This window comes from Halomonas koreensis, assembly GCF_031451675.1.
Classification (GTDB): Bacteria; Pseudomonadota; Gammaproteobacteria; order Pseudomonadales; family Halomonadaceae; genus Halomonas; species Halomonas koreensis.
The window spans coordinates 359,558-379,326 of the sequence record NZ_JARWAK010000002.1; the positions used below are offsets into that span (position 1 = coordinate 359,558).

General features: G+C 65.0%; 16 protein-coding genes. All 16 read right to left on the reverse strand.

From position 1 onward, the window contains the following. Nucleotides 1–8: 8 nt before the first annotated feature. The 16 genes from QC818_RS03860 to QC818_RS03935 all read right to left on the reverse strand — a co-directional run bounded on the left by QC818_RS03860 (nucleotide 9) and on the right by QC818_RS03935 (nucleotide 19,759). Entirely contained in the window at nucleotides 9–929 is a 921-nt protein-coding gene (locus QC818_RS03860; protein WP_309651524.1) for a hypothetical protein, read from the reverse strand. After that, nucleotides 926–2,086, reverse strand: a complete 1,161-nt coding sequence (locus tag QC818_RS03865; protein WP_309651525.1) for a glycosyltransferase — start codon at nucleotides 2,084–2,086, stop codon at nucleotides 926–928. Before QC818_RS03865 ends, QC818_RS03860 begins: the two co-directional genes overlap by 4 nt. Beyond that, a complete protein-coding gene (locus QC818_RS03870) occupies nucleotides 2,083–3,459 on the reverse strand; it encodes an O-antigen ligase family protein (RefSeq protein ID WP_309651526.1) in 1,377 nt (458 codons plus the stop codon). Before QC818_RS03870 ends, QC818_RS03865 begins: the two co-directional genes overlap by 4 nt. Nucleotides 3,460–3,585: 126 nt before the next feature. After that, on the reverse strand, nucleotides 3,586–5,571 hold the full coding sequence (locus QC818_RS03875) for a polysaccharide biosynthesis protein (protein WP_309651527.1): 1,986 nt from the start codon (nucleotides 5,569–5,571) through the stop codon (nucleotides 3,586–3,588). A 57-nt stretch (nucleotides 5,572–5,628) separates the two neighbouring features. After that, the gene (cysN, locus tag QC818_RS03880) at nucleotides 5,629–7,542 is read right to left on the reverse strand and encodes a sulfate adenylyltransferase subunit CysN (protein ID WP_309651528.1); all 1,914 of its coding nucleotides are present in this window, start codon (nucleotides 7,540–7,542) and stop codon (nucleotides 5,629–5,631) included. Between the two features lie 87 nt (nucleotides 7,543–7,629). Further along, entirely contained in the window at nucleotides 7,630–7,983 is a 354-nt protein-coding gene (locus QC818_RS03885; protein WP_309651529.1) for a four helix bundle protein, read from the reverse strand. A gap of 241 nt (nucleotides 7,984–8,224) precedes the next feature. Continuing rightward, nucleotides 8,225–9,142: a sulfate adenylyltransferase subunit CysD gene (cysD, locus tag QC818_RS03890; RefSeq protein WP_309651530.1), complete on the reverse strand. Its 918-nt coding sequence runs from the start codon at nucleotides 9,140–9,142 to the stop codon at nucleotides 8,225–8,227. 176 nt (nucleotides 9,143–9,318) lie between these two features. Then, the gene (gene cysQ / locus QC818_RS03895; protein WP_309651531.1) at nucleotides 9,319–10,161 is read right to left on the reverse strand and encodes a 3'(2'),5'-bisphosphate nucleotidase CysQ; all 843 of its coding nucleotides are present in this window, start codon (nucleotides 10,159–10,161) and stop codon (nucleotides 9,319–9,321) included. 161 nt (nucleotides 10,162–10,322) lie between these two features. After that, on the reverse strand, nucleotides 10,323–12,089 hold the full coding sequence (locus QC818_RS03900; protein WP_309651532.1) for an SLC13 family permease: 1,767 nt from the start codon (nucleotides 12,087–12,089) through the stop codon (nucleotides 10,323–10,325). Beyond that, nucleotides 12,089–13,477, reverse strand: coding sequence for a lipopolysaccharide biosynthesis protein (locus QC818_RS03905; RefSeq protein WP_309651533.1), 1,389 nt, complete (start codon nucleotides 13,475–13,477; stop codon nucleotides 12,089–12,091). Before QC818_RS03905 ends, QC818_RS03900 begins: the two co-directional genes overlap by 1 nt. A gap of 5 nt (nucleotides 13,478–13,482) precedes the next feature. Then, complete coding sequence (locus tag QC818_RS03910; RefSeq protein ID WP_309651534.1) at nucleotides 13,483–14,685, reverse strand: DegT/DnrJ/EryC1/StrS family aminotransferase; 1,203 nt, start codon at nucleotides 14,683–14,685, stop codon at nucleotides 13,483–13,485. 69 nt (nucleotides 14,686–14,754) lie between these two features. Further along, nucleotides 14,755–15,393 (reverse strand): sugar transferase, encoded by a 639-nt coding sequence (locus tag QC818_RS03915; protein WP_309651535.1) that lies wholly within the window; start codon nucleotides 15,391–15,393, stop codon nucleotides 14,755–14,757. Further along, complete coding sequence (locus tag QC818_RS03920; protein ID WP_309651536.1) at nucleotides 15,377–16,237, reverse strand: sulfotransferase family protein; 861 nt, start codon at nucleotides 16,235–16,237, stop codon at nucleotides 15,377–15,379. Before QC818_RS03920 ends, QC818_RS03915 begins: the two co-directional genes overlap by 17 nt. Next, nucleotides 16,234–17,514: a glycosyltransferase family 4 protein gene (locus tag QC818_RS03925; RefSeq protein ID WP_309651537.1), complete on the reverse strand. Its 1,281-nt coding sequence runs from the start codon at nucleotides 17,512–17,514 to the stop codon at nucleotides 16,234–16,236. Before QC818_RS03925 ends, QC818_RS03920 begins: the two co-directional genes overlap by 4 nt. Then, nucleotides 17,486–18,634: a non-hydrolyzing UDP-N-acetylglucosamine 2-epimerase gene (wecB, locus tag QC818_RS03930; RefSeq protein WP_309651538.1), complete on the reverse strand. Its 1,149-nt coding sequence runs from the start codon at nucleotides 18,632–18,634 to the stop codon at nucleotides 17,486–17,488. Before wecB ends, QC818_RS03925 begins: the two co-directional genes overlap by 29 nt. 12 nt (nucleotides 18,635–18,646) lie before the next feature. After that, nucleotides 18,647–19,759: a polysaccharide biosynthesis C-terminal domain-containing protein gene (locus QC818_RS03935; RefSeq protein WP_309651539.1), complete on the reverse strand. Its 1,113-nt coding sequence runs from the start codon at nucleotides 19,757–19,759 to the stop codon at nucleotides 18,647–18,649. Between the last annotated feature and the right edge of the window lie 10 nt (nucleotides 19,760–19,769).

Below are 19,769 nucleotides of genomic sequence, written 5' to 3' on the forward strand. Positions count from 1 at the left end.
CCTGCCCTCTATCGAGGCCTGGGCCATGTGAAGCCTTCGGGGTAGGCCATCGGATCCCGCGCTCCCGGGGCGGTTTCGGGCCGGCAAGCCTGAAGGGCATGGCGCAACCGGTCCAGGGCATCGCCGCCTTCGCTCCCACGGGTGACGTCGTGCCACCAGTCGCGATGCACCGCCTTCACGCGCACCGGCACCGACGGCAGGCCCAGGCGCTGGGCCATGGCCAGCCGATGCAGGCCGCGATTGATCTTGATCAGTCGCCCCTCGCGGCTGACGGCCACCCCGAGTTCGTCCTTGCCGCGGCTGGCATCGAAGCCGCGGGCCGCCATGTCGTCGAGGAAGCTGAGGTATACCTTCAGGTACAGCAGGATCCGCTCATCGGAATCCAGCATCACGCCTTGCTGGTGCGACGACCAGGGCCGGCCGTCCCGGAGCCGATCCCGCAGCGCCCCGAAGCGCTCGCTGTGCCTCAGGTCATGGCGATGCTCGTCGAGGTCGCTGATGAAGCGATAGCGCGAGCTGAAACGCAGGTCGCCGCGCCGCAGGTCCCAGTCGCCGTCCCAGATGAAGTGGTTGGACGACGGGCGTTCCCGATGGGGATAGCCTCGCCAGTCGGTGCTGCGGATCAGTTGGCGCGGATCGACATGCAGCACCAGGGCCTCGCCCAGGCGCGCCTCGACGGCGCGGCGCGGCAGCCCCAGCCGCTCGAGTCGCCCGGCCCCAGGCCACCGTCTCGCCCACCAGGCGAGCAGGCCGCGCTCGACCGGCCCCGCCAGATGGGCCTGGAGGCCATCGCGAACGGCCACCTGCCAGCGTGCACGCATCACGCGCCAGCGCAGCCGATCGTCATACAGGGGCACGAAGGCCGGGTCGCCGGCGGGCGCCAGGGGAACGCGGCGACCGGCCACGAGTGAGATGGGTTCCTGTCTCATGCCGACTCCACCGACTGTCCCGAGTCGATGAAGGCCTGCGCCACACGGGCCGGCCGGAAGTCATCCAGCCAGGCCTCCTCGATCGGCGGCTTGTCCCGGGCCACCGCCCGGCGAATGCCCTCGGCCAGGCCGTCGACGCTGTGGGGGGTAATGCAGTCCTCCAGCTCGCCCTTGAGGATCTCGCGAATGCCACCGGGACAATCGACACTCAGCACCGGGGTGCCACAGGCCAGCGCCTCGAAGAGCACGATGCCCATGCCCTCGAAGCGGGAGCTGAGCACGAACAGGCGGGCATGGCGCATCCAGGGATAGGGGTTGGCCCGTTGGCCGGCGAAGACCACCCGCTCGGCAATCCCCAGCTCCCGGGCCAACGCCTCGAGGTGATCGCGCTCCTGGCCATCCCCCACCAGCACCAGGGGCAGGCTCACGCCGGAGCGAGCATAGGCGCGCAGCAGCAAGGCATGGTCCTTGGCCGGCACCAGGCGCGCCACGTTGACCAGATAGGGCGCGTCCGGCAGGTCGGCCTCCGCTTCCCGCATGGCGCGGCGGATGCCATCGATCGGACACGGATTCGGGATGACCTCCAGGGAGCGCGGCTCGAACCCCCACGCCGCCTGCGCCCTCTCGGCGCTTTCGGCCACGCCTCGGGAGACCGCCACCAGGTGGCGACCATGGAACAGCAACCGCGACTGCGCCCGACGCCGGGCGGTTCGCCTGCCCTGGTGGAAGATGTTCTCCAGCACGTAGCGGGCCCGCTCGTCGCGGAAGCTCCAGACGAGCTCGAAGGTGCCGATGCCGCGAAACACGATCCGGTCGAACCGGCCGTGGTACCGCTCGACCCGGCGCAGCCAGCGCCGGAAGACCCAGCCACCCATCACGCCGGTGCCGATGAACAGCGAGCGCTTCATGAGCGGGTTGAGCACCAGTCGCGCCAGCAGCTCCAGCAGCAGCCCGATGCCCGTCAGCCGGCTCCACCAGCGCAGGTTCAGGCGATGCACATGCACATCGTCGCGTTCGGGGGCCAACGGCCTTGCGACCTCCCGCAGGCTGAGCAGGTGGCTCTCGTAGCCCGCCTCGGCGAAGGCATCGGCCAGGTTGACCGCCACGCGTTCCATGCCCCCCATCTTGAGGGAGCGCACCACGACCAGGGTTCTCATCCGCTTGACCTATCCGTACGACGCCCCAGCACGGGCCGGCCGCTGTGCGCCTGCCAGCGCCAGATATGGGTCACCAACCCGCCCATGACCAGGGTGAAGGCATAGCCGCCGGACCAGAACGCCAGGTAGGACTCGAACTGGTTGGCGATCATGAAGAAGACGAAGAAGCCGGCGCCGAACAGGGCCATGTCCCCGGGCATCGCCCCGCCCCGCCAGGCCAGCCAGGTGCCCCGGGCGACCCAGGCCGCCAGCACCGCGATCACGCCGGCGCCCAGCAGCCCATAGCCGACGAGCACCTCCAGCAGGGTATTGTGCAGGTGGCCGAAGCGCTGGCGAATGTGGGTGGGCAACCACTCGGTTTCCTCCATGACCAGGCTTCGCCCCTCGCCTCCCCAGCCGACGAGGGGGCGCTCGGCGATCCACTCCAGGGCGGCACGCCAGGAATGGAGGCGAACACCGACGCTGGAATAGGGCACATTCTCCCAGTCGCCCTGCAAGGCGCTGACCACCACCGCCCGCTCGGCGAGCGCCCGGCGCTCGACGGTATCGTGGAAGAACGCCCCCAGGCTCGAGACCACCAGCGACGCGGCCAGCGCCCCGGCCCAGAAACGACGCCGGCCGCTCCCCTTCCCGGCCCTGGCCAGGCCGGCAAGGCAGGCCCAGGCCAGCAGCACGACCAACAGCGCCGCCAGCAAGGCCAGCCAGACACCCCGGGTCTGGGTCACCACGACCCCCACCAGGCAGGCGACCAGCATCGCGCCCCAGGCCAGCCGCCGGCCCCAGGCCCAGCGCCCGGCGGCCAGGGCACGCGGGGCGAAGCAGGCCAGGCCCATTGCCGCGACGCCGAACAGCATCGCCGCATGCTGGGCATTGTGGATGCCGAAATCCACCCGGCTACCATCCAGCCCGCGCTGCCAGCTCTGCCAGCCCTGGCCCTCCAGCCAGGCCGCCAGCAACAGCCCGGGCACGGCGAGGGCCCAGGTCCATAGGGTCAGGCGGGTGCTACCGCCCAGCCACCAGGCCATGCCGATGAACAGGAACCACTTGGCCATGCGGTCCAGCTCGGGGTTGTCCGGCAGCCACTGGGGATGGTGAAGGTAGCCGAGCCCCCAGGTCAGCAGCTGCGAGAGCACGATCGCCAGCAATAGCCATAACGGGGCCGAGGCGCGCAGCCCCCGCCCCCAGCGCAGCACGGCGAACAACCCCAGCAGGGCCATGACGGTACCGGCCTTCTGGCCGATATCCGGCCAGGCCAGCCGCCCGGTGGCGTACAGGAAGGTGGCGGCAAGCCCCAGCCATAGCAGGGCAGTCGGGAAGCCGCGCTCGGGGAACTGGCGGACGACTCTGATATCGGGGGAAGGAACGTGGCCCAAGGTGCTCGACTGCCTGCATCGCGATGGAAATGGCGGAGCATGCTACCAGAATTCCGCCCGGGCAGTAGGCCGATATCGCCCCCGTACGCCCGGCTGATCCCGGCTTCACCCCGCCACTGGCCGCTTCTAGCGGGCCGTTCCCCTCACGTCCAGCGACACCACCTCGGCGGCCTGGCCCGCCTCCGTCGGCAGGGGGCCCAGCAGGTCGCACAGCCCGCTGCCATGGGAAAAGCCATCCACGCCCCGCTTGAGCGTCTCGCAGGCCTGGTGGCTGTCCAGGCGCGCCTCGGCCTCGTGCAGCGCCTGGAGCAACTCGCCGAGCGTCTCGGCGGGCAGCACCGCCTCCCGGGCGCGCATGATCTTGGGATGCGAGGTGCCGACCACGTTCTCGCCGATCAGCAGCTCCTCGTAGAGCTTCTCGCCGGGGCGCAGCCCGCTGAAGGCGATCTCGATGTCGCCCCCCGGATGGGCCTCGTCGCGGACCTCCAGGCCGGTCAGCCGGATCATCCGCCGGGCCAGGTCGACGATCTTCACCGGATCGCCCATGTCCAGCACGAACACGTCCCCGCCGGCGGCCATGGAGCCCGCCTGGATCACCAGCAGCGCCGCCTCCGGGATGGTCATGAAGTAGCGGGTGATCTCGGGATGGGTCACGGTCACCGGCCCGCCCTGCTCGATCTGGCGACGGAACAGCGGGATCACCGAGCCGCTGGAGCCCAGCACGTTGCCGAAGCGCACCATGGAGAAGATGGTGCGATGCTCCCCCTGGTCGCCGTGGCGCACCGCCAGGTCCTGCAGCACCAGTTCGGCCATGCGCTTGGTCGCACCCATCACGTTGGTGGGGCGCACCGCCTTGTCGGTGGAGATCAGCACGCAGCGCTCCACGCCCGCCCTGGCGGCGCTCTCCGCCACCACCCGGGTACCGCGCACGTTATTGCGTACGCCTTCCAGCACATTGTGCTCGACGATCGGCACGTGCTTGTAGGCGGCGGCATGGTAGAGGGTGTCGACCGCGTAGCGGCGCAGCGTCGCCTCCATCCGCTCTCGGTCACAGACATTGCCCAGCAGCGGGTAGATCGGGAAGTCCGCGCCCATGTCGCGCTTCAGCGCCTCCAGCTCCTGGTCGATGGCGTAGAGCCCGTACTCGCTGATCTCGTAGAGCACCAGGGCCCGGGGGCCGCCGCGCATCACCTGGCGACACATCTCGCTGCCGATCGAGCCGCCGGCGCCGGTCACCATCACCACCTTGCCGCGGATGCTGGCGTCCACCAGCGACTCGTCCGGCGGCACCGGATCCCGCCCCAGTAGGTCCTCGAGATCCACCTCGCGCAATTGGTCGACGCTGGCCTCGCCGGAGACAATCTCCGGCATCGACGGCACCGTCTGCACGTGCACCGGCAGGTCCGTCAGCTGGTCCAGGGCCCGCTTGCGCTGGGCCTTGGTGGCGTTGGGCATCGCCAGCAGCACGCGCTTCAGCCCCTGGCGTGCGACGATATCGGCGATCGATGCCGGTTCCAGCACCTTCACGCCCTTGATGGTGCTGCCCCACAGCGTCGGGTCGTCGTCGAGGAAGGCGGTCACCACGAACTCGCGCCCGCTGGAGAGCGCCATCGCCAACTGGGCCCCGGCGCCGCCGGCGCCGTAGATGGCCACCGGCTCCTTCTGGGCAAAATGGCGACTCAGCCAGTGATAGTAGCTGCGCACCAGCAGCCGGGTGCCGCCCACGTAGACCAGGGTCACCAGGGCGAAGTTGACCGGCACCGAGCGCGGAAAGCTCTCCCAGCCATAGAAGAAGGCCGCCGCCCACATCATCAGCGCCAGCAACACCGCGCCCTTGACTACCGCCCACAACGCCTGGGGCCCCATGAAGCGCACCACGGCGCGGTAGAGCCCCAGCCGGGCGAACACGAACACCCCCACCGGCGACACCACTAGGAATAGCCACCAGTAGGGCTCGATGAAGCGCGCCGGCCACCACTCGGCCAGGCGCAATGCATAGGCCGACCACAGCGCCAGCGGCAGCGCCACCAGGTCGGCGGCCACCATCAGCAGGCGCTTCCTGGCCCGGCTCATGCTGGCGAAGCGCCGGTGCATCCTGTCAGATCGCGTCATGCCTGCATCCCTCGGTCGGCCGGGCGCCACAACGGTGCCCGGCCGAACACTCCTGGTTCAGAGCAGCTTCATCAGCTGCATGATGATGTCCTGCTGCGACAGGCGCTCGGTATTCACGCTGGCCTCCGGGGCGGACGGCACCTCGTAGGGGCTGTTGATCCCGGTGAAGTCGCGGATTCGCCCTTCCCGGGCCTTCTGGTAGAGCCCCTTGGGATCGCGCTGCTCGCAGATGTCCAGCGGCGTGTCCACGTGCACCTCGACGAAGTCGCCGTCGTCGAACAGCGCCCGGGCCGCGTCACGGTCGGCGCGGAACGGCGAGATGAAGGCGGTGATCACGATGACGCCCGCCTCGGCGAACAGCCGCGCCACCTCGCCGACCCGGCGGATGTTCTCGGCCCGGTCGGCCTCGCCCATCCCCAGGTCCTTGCACAGGCCATGGCGGATGTTATCACCGTCCAGCAGCATGGTGTGGTAGCCGCGGCGATTGAGCTCTACTTCCAGGGCATTGGCCAGGGTCGACTTGCCGGAGCCGGAATAGCCGGTGAACCACACGCACTTGCCGGCATGGCCGTTGAGCCGCTCGCGCATGGCCTGGGTCACGCTGGTGCGGTTCCATACCACGCTGGCCTTGCTGTCGTGCTCGCGGAACTCGTAGGGCAGCTCGCTCTCCAGCGGCCGGTGGATCATACCCGCCCCCACGGTGATGTTGGAGAGCCGGTCGATGACGATGAAGCTGCCGGTCCCGGGGCTGGTGCGGTAGTCGTCCACCGGCACCGGCGCCGTCAGCTCCACCCGGCAACGGGCGATGGCGTTGAGGTCCAGGTGGTCGGCGTGGCGCTGCTCGAGGGTATTGACGTCGACCTGGTAGTCGATCGCCGAGACCTTGCCGGCGGCGTCGCGGGTGGCGAGCTTGAGGTCATAGAGCCGCCCCGGCTCGAGGGCCGTCTCGTGCATCCACACGATGTCGGCCTCGAAGCGCGTGGCCAGCGGCACCTCGTCGTCCTTGGCGACCAGCCAGTCGCCCCGGGAGATATCGATCTCGTCTGCCAGGGTGACGGTGATCGCCTGCCCCGGGTAGGCCGTCTCGAGGTCACCGTCGAAGGTGACGATGCGCTCGACGGTGGACACCTTGCCGGAAGGCAGCGCGCGGACGGTCTGGCCCGGCGTCAGTACCCCGGCCGCCAGGGTGCCGGCGTAGCCGCGGAAATCCAGGTGAGGCCGATTGACGTACTGCACCGGCAGGCGCAGGTCGCGCAGGTTCTGGTCATGGCTGACCTCGACGTGCTCCAGCAACTCGAGCAGGGCCGGCCCCTGGTACCAGCGCATCGCCTCGCTCTTGTTGACCACGTTGTCGCCCTTGAGCGCCGAGAGCGGCACGAAGCGAATGTCCCGCGCCCCGAGCTTCTCGGCGATCTCGCGATACTCGGCGACGATCTCCTCATAGCGTTCCTGGCTATAGTCCACCAGGTCCATCTTGTTGATCGCCACCACCAGGTGCTGGATGCCCAGCAAGTCGGCGATGAAGCTGTGCCGCCGAGTCTGGGTCTGCACCCCGTGGCGCGCATCGACCAGGATCACCGCCAGGCTGGCGGTGGAGGCGCCAGTGGCCATGTTGCGGGTGTATTGCTCATGGCCCGGCGTGTCGGCGATGATGAACTTGCGCCGATCGGTGGAGAAGAACCGATACGCCACGTCGATGGTGATGCCTTGCTCCCGCTCCGACTGCAGGCCATCCACCAGCAGCGCCAGATCCACCTCATCCCCGGTGGTCCCCGCCGTCTTCGACGCCTGGGTAATCGCCGCCAGCTGATCCTCGTAGATCATCTTCGAATCGTGCAGCAACCGCCCGATCAGCGTCGACTTCCCGTCGTCGACGCTGCCGCAGGTGATGAAGCGCAGGAGGTCTTTTTGCTCATGCTCTTTCAAGTAGGCTTCGATGTCGTCTGAGATCAATGTCGATTGATGCGACACAGTGATGTCTCCTTGGAGGGTGGCACAAGCTTGCGAGCTCCGGGCCTCGGGCTCCGAGCAGCCTGTGCCAACCTGAAAGTTCGTTGGTCATTTATGCGGGGAATGGGAAAGCGAATTGAGCAATGAGCCAAGCATTCGGGAGAGCAGCATGGCTTCCTGGCGCCACCGTTGACCAATGGGCTCAGGGATGTACCCGACCTCGATACCAATAATCGCCTGGGTAGCAAATTCCCCGCATGATCCCTTGGCGATCGAAACGAAGCGGAATTTTTCCTTTTCCGTGAATCGCTCGAAGCCTTCGGCAATATTACTCGGGATAGATAAGGCGGAGCGAGTGATCTGGTCCTTGAAGCCAAAATCTCGCAAGCCTTTCAATTCTCGATAAACCTCAACACTGAGCTGTTTACTACGCTGCCAGACTTCCATTTGTTCGTGGCGCATAAGACCTCCTTGTCGGCTTCGAGCTTCGAGCTTCGAGCTTCGAGCTTCGAGCTTCGAGCTTCGAGCTTCGAGCTTCGAGCAACATTGTAGCCCGTAGCCCGCAGCCCGTAGCCCGTTAGCCCGTTAGCCCGTAGCCCGCAGCCCGTAGCCCGTAGCCCGTAGCCCGTTAGCCCGTAGCCCGTAGCCCGTAGCCCGTAGCCCGTAGCCCGTAGCCCATAGCCCGTAGCCCGTAGCCCGTAGCTCAGAAGTATCCTTCTCGTTTTTTACGCTCCATCGAGCCGGCCTGATCGTGATCGATCGCCCGTCCGCTGCGCTCGCTGGTCCGGGTCAGCAGCATCTCCTGGATGATCTCGGGCAGGGTGGTGGCTTTCGACTCCACCGCGCCGGTCAGCGGATAGCAGCCGAGGGTGCGGAAGCGTACCCATTTTTCTTCCGGCACTTCGCCGTCTTCCAGCGGCAGGCGGTCGTCGTCAACCATGATCTCGATGCCGTCGCGCTGCACCACCGGGCGCGGCGCGGAGAAGTACAGCGGCACGATGGGGATGGATTCCAGGTAGATGTACTGCCAGATATCCAGCTCGGTCCAGTTGGAGAGCGGGAAGACGCGAATCGACTCGCCCTTGCCCACCTTGGCGTTATAGACGTTCCACAGCTCCGGGCGCTGGCTCTTGGGGTCCCAGCGGTGGTGCTTGTCGCGGAAGGAGAACACCCGCTCCTTGGCGCGGCTGGCCTCCTCGTCGCGACGCGCCCCGCCGAAGGCGGCGTCGAAGCCGTGCTTATCCAGGGCCTGCTTGAGGGCCTGGGTCTTCATCACGTCGGTGTACTTGGCGCTGCCGTGGTCGAAGGGATTGATCCCCGCGGCCCGGCCCTCCTCGTTGATGTGCTCGATCAGCTCCATCCCGGCTTCCCGCGCCATGCGGTCGCGAAACTCGATCATCTCGCGGAACTTCCAGGTGGTATTGACGTGCATCAGCGGGAACGGCGGCACGCCGGGATAGAAGGCCTTGCGCGCCAGGTGCAGCATCACCGAGGAGTCCTTGCCGATCGAATACAGCATCACCGGGTTGCGGAACTCCGCCGCCACCTCACGGATGATATGGATCGACTCCGCCTCGAGCTGCTTGAGGTGGGTCTGGCGTTCGGGGGTAATCTCGGTCATAGAATATCCGGGAATATTGGTTCAATTGGGAGAGCTGGAAGTTAGAAGCCGAAAGCTGGAAGTCCCCGGCTTCGCCGGGAGCTAAAAGCTGGAAGAACGCCCGCTTCGCGGGCTTAAGCTAGAAGAAAACCCACTGGAGCCCCGCTTTAGGGCATGGTTTTGACCTTGGGGTTTCTTCAAGCTTCCGGCTTCAGGCTCGCGCGGAGCGCCCCTTCCCAGCGCTCATCCCGCTGCCCGCAAACGATAAAGAACGGATTGAGCACGCTGTCCTGCTGGTTGCAACGCAGCGGCTCGAGGGTCTCGGCATTCAGCACCTGGCCGCCGGCGGCGGTGACCACGGCCTGGGCGGCGGCGGTGTCCCACTCGCAGGTGGGCGCGAGGCGCGGATAGAGATCGGCGGCGCCTTCGGCGACCAGGCACAGCTTCAGCGAACTGCCCATGGACACGCACTCGTGGGCCGGCAGGCCGGCACAGAAGGCCTCGAAGGTCTCGGCTCCGTGGCGGCGACTGCCCACCACCTTCCAGGGCTCGCGGCCTTCGGCGGGAAGCGCGCGCACCCGAATCGGCGTGCGGGTAGTCCCCTCGAGCTTGAAGGCGCCTTGCCCTGCCTGCCCCACCCAGCTGATGCCGGCCTCCCCCAGTGCAGGGGCATGCACGATGCCGAACACCGGCACGCCGTCTTCGATCAGCGCGACGTTGAGGGTGAATTCACCGTTCTTCTTGATGAACTCCTTGGTACCGTCCAGCGGATCGATCAGCCAGTAGCGCTCCCAGCCCCGGCGGGTCTCGAAGGGTATCTCGCCGGACTCCTCGGAGAGGATCGGCACCTCCGGTGTCGCCGCCTCGAGCAGCGCCACCAGGGCATGATGCGACGCCATGTCCGCCTCGGTCAGCGGGCTCTCATCGGCCTTGGTTTCCACATCGAAGTCACGCCGATACACGGCCATCACCTCACGACCCGCGGCATGCACGCCCTCGATCAAGCGGGAACGCAGATCGTCAGTTACGAAATTGGTCAAAAGAAACTCCTTTCCAAATAAGCTCGAAGAGCGCCGCTTCGCGGCTGGATGCTAGAAGCTGGAAGAAACCCCAAGGTCAAAATCATGCCCAAAGGCCGGACTCAAGAGGGTTTTCTTCAAGCTTCCGGCTTCAAGCTTCCAGCTCTCTGACCGCGAAGCGGTCAGAAGGGCCACACCACCGGTATCAACCCCACCGCCGTGACACCGACGATCAGGCTCAGCGGGGCGCCGAGGCGCAGGTAGTCGAGAAAACGATAGCCGCCGGGCCCCAGCACCATCAGGTTGGTCTGGTAGCCCAGCGGGGTCATGAAGCTCGCCGAGGCGGCGAACATGATCGCCACGGCGAAGGGTAGTTCGTTGACGCCCAATTGCTCGGCCACCGCCATGGCGATGGGGAACATCAGCACCGCAGCGGCGTTGTTGGTGATCAGCTCGGTGAAGATCACCGTCATCGCGTAGATCACCGCCAGCGCCGTCCAGGGGGCCAGGCCGTCGATCAGCAGCAGCCACTGGGCGATCTGGGCGGCGGCGCCGGTCTTGGCCATGGCCGCTCCCAGGGCGAAGGAGGCGGCGATCACGATCAGCACGGTCAGGTCGAGGTAGCGCCGCGCCTTGCTCGCCGGCACGCAGCGGGTCACCAGCATGGCCCCGCCGGCCAGCAGCGCGGCCTCGAGGATGCTCAGCCACCCGCTGGCACTGGCCGTCACCATCGCCCCCAGGATGGTAATCGCCAGCGGAGCCTTGCGGAAGTCCGGCGGCGTGGAGTCGTTCAGCCCGCTTACCAGCAGGAAGTCCTTGCGGTAGCGGTACTGGTCGACGAAGTCCTGGGCGGCTTCCAGCAGCAGGGTATCGCCCACCTGCAGGCGAATGTCGCCCAGCTTGCCGGGCAGCCGTTGCCCATGGCGCGAGATGGACAGGATCACCGCTTGGTAGCGCGAGCGAAAGCGCGATTCCCGCACCGTCTGGCCCAGACCGGCGAAGTCCGGCCCGATCACCGCCTCCACCAGGCAGCGCCGGTGATGGTCGATGTCCAGCTTGTGCACGTCGCCGTTGGCGGGGCGCAGGCCATGGATGCGCCGCAGCTCCCGGGCACACTCAGGGGCGCCGATGAACACCAGCACATCGCCGGCCTGCAGCTCGGTCTCTGGCGGCACCGCGGTGAGCAGACGGCCATGGCGCTCGATATCGGCCAGGTAGCCATGGCTGAGGCTACGCAGGCCCGCATCGGCGATCGACTTGCCCACCAGCGGGCCCTTGGCGGCCACCACCACCTCCACCGCATATTCCCGCGCCTGCTCCAACTGTTCCAGCACACCCCGGCGGTTGGGCAGCAGCCGGTCGGCGAATAGCATCAGGAAGACGCCGCCCACCATCAATAGCGGCACGCCCACCCAGGCCAGCTCGAACATCGAAAGCGACAGGCCGCGCTCGGTCTGCAGCAGGCCATCCACCACCAGGTTGGTGCTGGTGCCGATCAGCGTGCAGGTGCCGCCCAGGATGGCGGCGTAGCTCAGCGGCATCAGCAGCTTGGAAGGCGGCAGCTTGAGTCGGCTGGCCCACTCCTGGATAGCGGGAATGAACATCGCCACCACCGTGGTGTTGTTCATAAAGGCGCTCAGCCCCGCAGACGGCAGCAACACCCGCAACTGCGCCCGGCGCAGTCGTTTCGGCCGGCCCAGCAGGCCATGGGCGATCCACTGGATGGCCCCCGTCTCCTTGAGGCCGGCCGCCACTACATAGAGGGTAGCGATAGTCATCACCCCGGGGTTGGAAAACCCGACCAGGGCCTCGCCGGGGGTCAGGATACCGCTCACCACCAGCACGGCCAGCGCCGCCATCAGCACCACATCCGGCGCGATGCGGGTCGTCACCAGCGTGACGAGCACCGCCAGCACCGTGGCCAGCGTCAGGTATGCCCCTCCTCCCATCAGTAACGACTTTCCTTGCTTGCCAACGACGCTCCATCCACTTCGGGCGATATGCCCAGCCCGCTCAACACATTGGGCAAGGGCAGGGTCCAGATTCCCAGCTTGCGCCACACGAAATACAGCGCAACAAGGTTCTGCACCACCAGCACGAAGGCCAGCGCCATGGCCGCCCCCAGCGGGCCGAACAGCGGAATCAGCACGAAGAACATCGACAGCCCAATGGCATTGCAGATCAGCGCGATATTACGCATCAGGGTCTCATGCCCCGTCATGTTGAGCAGGAAGCCCACCGAGCCGGTCGCCACATTGACCAACTGGGCCAAGGCGATGATCCGCAGCAGAGGCGCCGCCTGGGGAAACTCGCTGCCGAACAGCCCCAACACCCAGCCCGGCACCAGCAGACACACCAGCAACAGGGGCGCGGCGATCGCTATGCCCAGCAGGGCGCCCTGTCGCGCCAGGCGGCCGAGGGCCGAGATATTGCCTTCCCTGTACAGGCTGGCGAAGCGTGGTGGAAAGATCGCATTGATGACGATCAAGATGAAGCCAATCAGAACGCCTGTCTGTTGTGAGGTCTTGAACAGACCGAGCCCCGCTTCACTCAGCAACCAGCCGGCCACCATGATACTCAGCACGGCCTGCATGAATCTGGCGAGGCTCATGACGAAGAATGCACGGGAAGAGGCATCGAACTGGTGCCGGCCAACACTTGGCGGCGAATTCTCATCTCGGGCCGACCAGCTCTGTCGACGCCACCAGCGCCAGAGCTGCCAGATGCCCTGCCCCAGCACCAGCCAGGCGGCACCGGCATAGGCCCAGCCAATGACCGCGAGCCTGGTCTCCTGAGTATATTGATGCAGCACCATCACCAGCCCGCCCGCCAGCAATGCGACCGAACCATTCTCCAGCAGGCAGGCCGTGGCCGGTTTGCGAATGCCCTTGAAGAAGCCGGAGAACAAGAACCCCAGGGTAAAGGCGGGCGTAGCGACGGCGATGCCCACCAGCACCTCGGCCAACCCCACGGTCCCGAACGTCCGCACCAGCACACCACGCCCGAAGAAGATGGCCAGGGCCAATACGATACTGAGAACCAGCGCCCTGCGACATGCCCAATACAGGTAGCGCATCACATGGGAGGAATCAGGCGACTCACCCACGTAACGCATCAGCGCGTTATCCATACCGAAGCGGGCCAGGATGGCGGCCCCCATCAAAAGGCTGTGTGCCAACGCATAGACGCCCACCCCTGCCGCACCGTAGAGCCGCCCCAGCACGACCACCAAGGCCAGGCTTCCCAGGGCCGCGATCCCCCTCGCCAGGAAGGTTCGCCCCAGCGCCAGCGCCATCTCGCCCTTCAATCGACCCAGCAGCCCCTGGCCCAATGACAAGATTCTCATCCGGCGTTATACCCGGTCGCCTCGTCCATCACCTCTCGCAACACGTCACACGTCTTGTCGATCTCTGCCTCGGTAAGCGTAGGGTGGCAAAGGAACATCAGGCTGGCCTCGCCCAGCTCACGCGCAACGGGCAGCGGCTTATCGGGCCGCCACTCCGTACCATCGAAGGCCTTCTCGCGATAGACCTCGGAACAGGAGCCCGAGAAGCAAGGTACGCCGCGGGCAACGATTTCCTGTTGGATGCGATCCCGATCCCAGCCATCTTCGAGCCGCTCGGGCTCGACGAACACGTAGCACTTGTAGGCGGCATGCTCGATATGCTCGGGGATGGCCGGTACCCGCAGCCCCTGGCATTCGGCGGCCGTTTGCCAGATCCGTTGGGCATTGGCCTGCCTGGCGGCCTTCCACTCGGGCATGCGCGCAAGCTGAATCCGCCCGATGGCGGCCTGCATCTCGGTGAGCCGCCAGTTGGTGCCGAAGCTCTCGTGCAACCACCGAAAGCCCGGCGGATGTTCACGCTCGTAGACGGCATTCCAGCTCTTGCCGTGATCCTTGTAGGCCCACATCCGGCGCCACAGGGCTTCGTCGTTGGTCGTGACCATGCCGCCCTCGCCGCCGGTGGTCATGATCTTGTCCTGACAGAAGGACCAGCAGCCCGCGTGGCCGATGCTACCCACGCTGCGCCCCCGATAGGTGGCGCCATGGGCCTGGGCGCAGTCCTCGATCACACAGAGGCCATGCCGCTCTGCCAAGGCCATCAACGCATCCATCTCGCAGGGCCAGCCCGCAAGATGCACGGCGAGGATCGCCCGAGTGTTGGGGGTGATCTTCTCGGCCACCGTCTCAGCGGTGATGTTCTGGGAATCACGATCCACATCGGCAAACACCGGCACCGTCCCGGCGGTGACGATGCTGGAGGCCGAGGCCAGGAAGGTACGTGAGGTGACGATCACCTCGTCTCGCCCCCTGCCCTCGCCTTCGCCGATCCCCAGCCCTTTTAGGGCAAGGTCCAGCGCCGTGGTGCCATTGGCGACGGCGATGGCATAATCCGTTTGCGCGAAGGCCGCGAATTCACGCTCGAATTCACGACCTTCGGTACCGGTCCAGTAGTTCACCTTGTTGGAAAGCAGCACGCGCTGCACCGCCTGGGCTTCTTCCTCGGTAAAGGAAGGCCAGGGGGAAAAGGGTCCATTCAGCATTCAACCACCTAAGTCGGTATCAACCTGTAGGAGCGCAATATATTGCGTGATCACCATTCTGCCATCATGCTAAACGCTTGATTTTGAGCCAGCTATCGTCTGCCAGATGTACCGCAGATCTCGGCCGAGGCTCCAATGTTGGATATAGTCGAGGTTGATACGCACCTTGTCGGGCCAGATCACCTCACGGTTGTAGGCTTCCGGGTCTTCCGCCGCGGCCAGCAGCTCTTCCTCGTTGCGATACTTGAGCGTCGCCGGGCCGGTGATGCCAGGGCGGATGCTCAAGAGCCGGCGTTCCTCTCCCGTCAGCCGGTCGGCGAAGCCGGGAACGTCCGGCCGGGGGCCAACGAAGCTCATGTCACCCAGCAGCACGTTCCACAGCTGGGGCAGCTCGTCGATCTTGGCCTTGCGGAAGAAACGCCCGAGGGGAGTGATGCGCGGATCCCCGGAGCGGGTCACCGTGGTACTCAGCTCACGGCTGGGCCTCATGGTCTTGATCTTGACCACCCGAAACAGACGACCATCCTTGCCCACCCGCCGCTGCACGAAGAATCCGTTGCTGCGGGTATCCCAGCTGGCGGCCAGCCAGGCTAGCAGAATCAGCCAACCGCTCAGCACCAGACCGATGGCCGACACCACCAGGTCGAAGGCACGCTTGATGGCCGCCTGACCGGCATCCAGTCCCTCACGTTCAAGCACGGTAGCCATAACGATCCAGTGTCTCTCCTACCAGGGATTCCAGTCGCGTCACTTCAGCTTCTTCCAGCGAGGCACGCCCCTTGCCAATACTCTTGCTGGACACGCTCGAAACGGCCTCACGGATGGCATCGGCGGGAACCTCGAGCCCCAGGAAGTCCACGATCCTGGACAACTGCTCTTGGGGTTCACGCACGAAGTCCTCGTAGCGAACGCGAATCACCTTATCCTGAGGCATCTCGGCGAAAGCCCTTTCCGCGTTCTCGACACAACGCTGCCACTGCAAGGCACAGACCTCGTTCAGGCTATACCGCTCCAGTAGCTCCGGCATATCGTCCAGTGCCGGCCCCCAGAACGCCAGACGTTTTTCTCGCGAAAGCAACCGATAAACATGGCTCCACAGGTAGCGCGTGCCGTAATAGGGTAGATCCGTCAGGGGGACGAACCGCACCTTCTCAAGCAAGTAGGGAATATCCAGCTTGGCCTGCCAGCGAAGCTTGGCGGAACCGGTGGTATCGATGCCATCGCGATGGATGTAGACATACTTGGCCCCCGGCACGGCGCGATCCACGAAGGGCACCCGTAGACTATTGGCGCAGGTCTTCTCGACGACGGTATGGGCCCGATAGCGATTCGCGACCCAATCGAATTGCTTCTGCATATAGGCCTGCACGGCGGGGGTAGCACGTTCAGCGGGTATCTCATCGGAGGGGTAACGCACGTTACCGTGTCGCCAAAGATAATTGATCTCGTCACATGGCCAGGTAGCCACCCCGTCGAACTGGCAAAGCACATCCCGAAGCATATTAGTACCGCTTCGGGGAGCCCCGATGATGATGACATTATTGGCTATCACGCCTTGCCTCTCTCCTCTTGCTGCAGCAGGTTGCCCCACTCCGCTAACACGACCTCTTCGGAGAAGGCCTGCTGGGCCTTTGCCTTGGCTTTCACTTTCATTCGTGAGGTGACATCGCCATCCTCCGCTAGCTTCTCCAGCAGCTCCACCAAAGCAGCGCTATTCCCCGGTGGTATCGCATGACCATAGCCCCCCGCTACTACCTCCGAGGCGAGCTCACTTTCAGGCTCCACGGCAACGATCAGGGGGCATCCCTGCTCCAGATAGGTCATGGTCTTGCTGGGATAGGCATAGCGGTAGATATCTGCCGTCAGGCTGACAAAGCCGGCGTCGGCTCGCCGCATCGCCGCCTTGGCAACCTCCACCGGCTGATGGCCAACAAAGTGGATGCGCGCCCCAAGCTCGGCCGCTCTCTCTTGCAGGGCGCTCTTGGCCACACCCTCCCCCATCATCACGAACGCGATATCGTCTCGATGCTGGAGGCTCCCCATGGCTTCCACGACGGTTTCGAGTCCCTGGAACCGGCCCACATTACCCGCAAACAGCACGGTAAACGCCTCGGCTGGCCAGTCGAACGGCAGCTCATCCGGGATTGGTCGTTCGGCAGGAAGGCTGAAGTTATTCAGCACCCGGATCGACAGCTGTTCTCCGGCGGGGCGTTCACGCAGAGTATTCGCCATATCCTGCGACAGCACGACGACGGGATCAGCCTGGCGACATGCCCACTGATCCAACTTGCTCAGTACGCGAAACACCTGCGGGTTGGCGAACTCTCCGGAAACTTTCCCGACCTCCGGATGAATATCCATGCAGTGATAGATGAAGCGCGCACCGGAGAGCCTGGAGGCCAATGCCGCGGCCACTCCCCCCAGTACAGGGGGTGCCGTGGAAATCATGATGACGTCATACCGCCGCGTGACAGCTTTCCACAGCAGCTTGGCCCCTAAACGCAGGGCATTGACGACCCGCACCAACGGCCGTGACGTCTCGTTAGGCAGCGCCATGCGATCCACGGCGATCCCATCGACGCTATCGCGCGCTGGACGGCGCTCGTTATCGAGCCCCTCTTTATAGGAAGGCTGTGACGACAGCACCTCTACCTGATGTCCAACATCCTGCCAAGCGGCCACGATCCGACGCAGCATGGCCGCATAAGGTGGCGTGTCGGGCCAGTAATAGCGGTGAACGGCCAGGATCTTCCGCGGCTGCACGCTCTCGGCAGCCAGAGTCTCGCCCGCGTACTGGCCCTTAACTCCAGTCATAGCGGCTGAACTCATCCATGTTGCGCCAGCGGTTGGCCAGCTTGGCGGTGCCGGTGATCAGCCTGACCACGCGCTCCGAGGTGTTGCGCACCCGATACTCTTCGGGAATCTCGCGCTCGGTGCCGGAAAATACCTCACGCGACGCCGTCGCGATCCGCACTCCATCCACCAGCACTTCCTTGTCGAGCCCGGTGAGCGCGATGGCGCCAGTGTCCAGCGCCTCGGGCCGCTCGATGGAACGACGCAGCGTCACCGCCGGGAAGCCCAGGATCGACGCTTCCTCGCTGATGGTGCCGCTATCCGAAATGGCGCAGAAAGCGTGCATCTGCAGGTGGTTGTAATCCAGGAAGCCGAACGGCTTGAGGAAGCGGATAGCCTCGCTGTCCTCGGCCAATCCCAGCTTCTCGAGGCGATTGCGCGTGCGCGGGTGCGTCGACACCACCACCGGGTAGCCGTAACGCTCATGCAGCGCTTGCAACGCTTCGACCACCTCACGCAGGCTATCGCGGCTGTCGACGTTCTCTTCCCGGTGCACGCTGACGATGAAGTACTTGCCGGCTTCCAGTTCCAGGGTCTCCAGCACCCTGGACTGCTCGATCCTGGGCAGTATCTGTTCCAGTACCTCGCGCATCGGCGAGCCGGTCAGATAGACAAAGCGATGCGAGAGCCCTTCACTGATCAGATGGCGTCGGGCGTGCTCGGTGTACACCAGGTTGAAATCGGCCAGGTGGTCAACCATCTTGCGGTTGATCTCCTCCGGCACATTGGCATCGAAGCAGCGATTCCCGGCCTCCATATGGTAGGTGGGAATCTTCATGCGCTTGGCCATCAACGTGGCGATGGCGCTGTTGGTGTCACCCAGCACCAGCACGGCATCGGGCCTTTCTTCCAGCAGCACCTGCTCGGTCTTGATCAGGATCTCGCCCAGGCTACGCCCCAACGATGAGGTATCCACGTTGAGGAAGTGATCCGGGCGCCGCACGCCCAGCTCCTCGAAGAAGACATCGTTCAGCTCGTAATCATAATTCTGGCCGGTGTGCACGATCTTGTGGTCCACCACTTGATCGAGAGCGGCCATCACGCGCGACAGGCGAATGATCTCGGGGCGAGTGCCCAGAATGGTCATGACTTTCATTGGCTAGCTCGCTTATTGGCCAAGCACCGGCTCGAAATAGGTATCCGGGTTATCCGGGTCGAAGATCTCGTGGCTCCAGAACAGGGTGAGCAGTTCCTCTTCCCCGGTATTGGTGATGCTGTGGGTGTGCAGGGTCGGCATGTCCACGTAGGCCGGAGCCTCGCCGCTGACGTGGAACTCCTCGACCTTGTCGTCCAGGAGGTGGCGAATACGGATCACCGCCTGGCCCTTCACCACCAGGAAGCGCTCTACCTTGTTGAAGTGATAATGGTTCCCGCGGGTAATGCCGGGCTTGGTGGTAGAAAGAAACGCCTGACCACCGTTACGGTTCTTGACGCCTTCGAAAAGCGCGCCACGATCATCGCTATGCAGCTTCAGCGCCTTGGGGTAGTAGCCGGGGTACAGGAAGGAGCGCAGCGTATTGAACAGCTGCAGGTCGAAGGCATCACGCAGATCCGGAATCACGTCGCCGGTATAGCTGCGATGCATGTCGACCAGCTTGCCCGCCGCCGCGGCAACGCTCATCGAGCGCCCCTGCAAGCGCAGCTCGCCGGTTTGGCCACGCTCAAAGGCTGCCACGATGGCCGCTGCGATATCCTGGGCATGCAGCAGCTCCACCTGGCCGCCACCATTGATGGCCAGATCCTCACCTTGGGCAAGCTGATGGCAGAAGGTGTGAATCGCCGAGTTGTAGTGGGGGCGCCCTCCCTCGCCGAACACATGGGGCAGCACCAGTTCAGTATAACGGCCACTCCCACGTTCAGACCAATCGGCAAACACCTGGTGGGCCGCCAACTTGCCACGCCCATAGGCCACATCACGGTCGCGCTGAACGCTGTTGGCATAGAACAGATGCGGCGAGGCGCCAACGCCTTGCAAGACTTGCGTCAATCGCTCGGCCAACTCACGATTGCCGTACTCGACCCTCTCGTCGCTGTCGCGGTTGATGCCGGCGCAGTGAATCACCCACTCGGCATCTCTCAAGGCATCGGCCAGCGTCGCATCATCATTGAAAGCATGCCGATCCAGCAGCACCAGCTTGTCCCGATAGGCGTCTCGAGCGCGCAGATGTAGATGAATATGCCGGCCCAGCAGCCCATTGGCTCCGGTGATGACGATCTTCATTGAGTCTCCA

Bases quoted from the DNA above. Each gene is read 5' to 3' on its own strand.
- QC818_RS03860 (WP_309651524.1), bottom strand. From the start codon at position 929: ATGAGACAGGAACCCATCTCACTCGTGGCCGGTCGCCGCGTTCCCCTG.
- QC818_RS03865 (WP_309651525.1), bottom strand. From the start codon at position 2,086: ATGAGAACCCTGGTCGTGGTGCGCTCCCTCAAGATGGGGGGCATGGAA.
- QC818_RS03875 (WP_309651527.1), bottom strand. From the start codon at position 5,571: ATGACGCGATCTGACAGGATGCACCGGCGCTTCGCCAGCATGAGCCGG.
- QC818_RS03885 (WP_309651529.1), bottom strand. From the start codon at position 7,983: ATGCGCCACGAACAAATGGAAGTCTGGCAGCGTAGTAAACAGCTCAGT.
- cysD (WP_309651530.1), bottom strand. From the start codon at position 9,142: ATGACCGAGATTACCCCCGAACGCCAGACCCACCTCAAGCAGCTCGAG.
- QC818_RS03900 (WP_309651532.1), bottom strand. From the start codon at position 12,089: ATGGGAGGAGGGGCATACCTGACGCTGGCCACGGTGCTGGCGGTGCTC.
- QC818_RS03910 (WP_309651534.1), bottom strand. From the start codon at position 14,685: ATGCTGAATGGACCCTTTTCCCCCTGGCCTTCCTTTACCGAGGAAGAA.
- QC818_RS03915 (WP_309651535.1), bottom strand. From the start codon at position 15,393: ATGGCTACCGTGCTTGAACGTGAGGGACTGGATGCCGGTCAGGCGGCC.
- QC818_RS03925 (WP_309651537.1), bottom strand. From the start codon at position 17,514: ATGAGTTCAGCCGCTATGACTGGAGTTAAGGGCCAGTACGCGGGCGAG.
- wecB (WP_309651538.1), bottom strand. From the start codon at position 18,634: ATGAAAGTCATGACCATTCTGGGCACTCGCCCCGAGATCATTCGCCTG.
- QC818_RS03935 (WP_309651539.1), bottom strand. From the start codon at position 19,759: ATGAAGATCGTCATCACCGGAGCCAATGGGCTGCTGGGCCGGCATATT.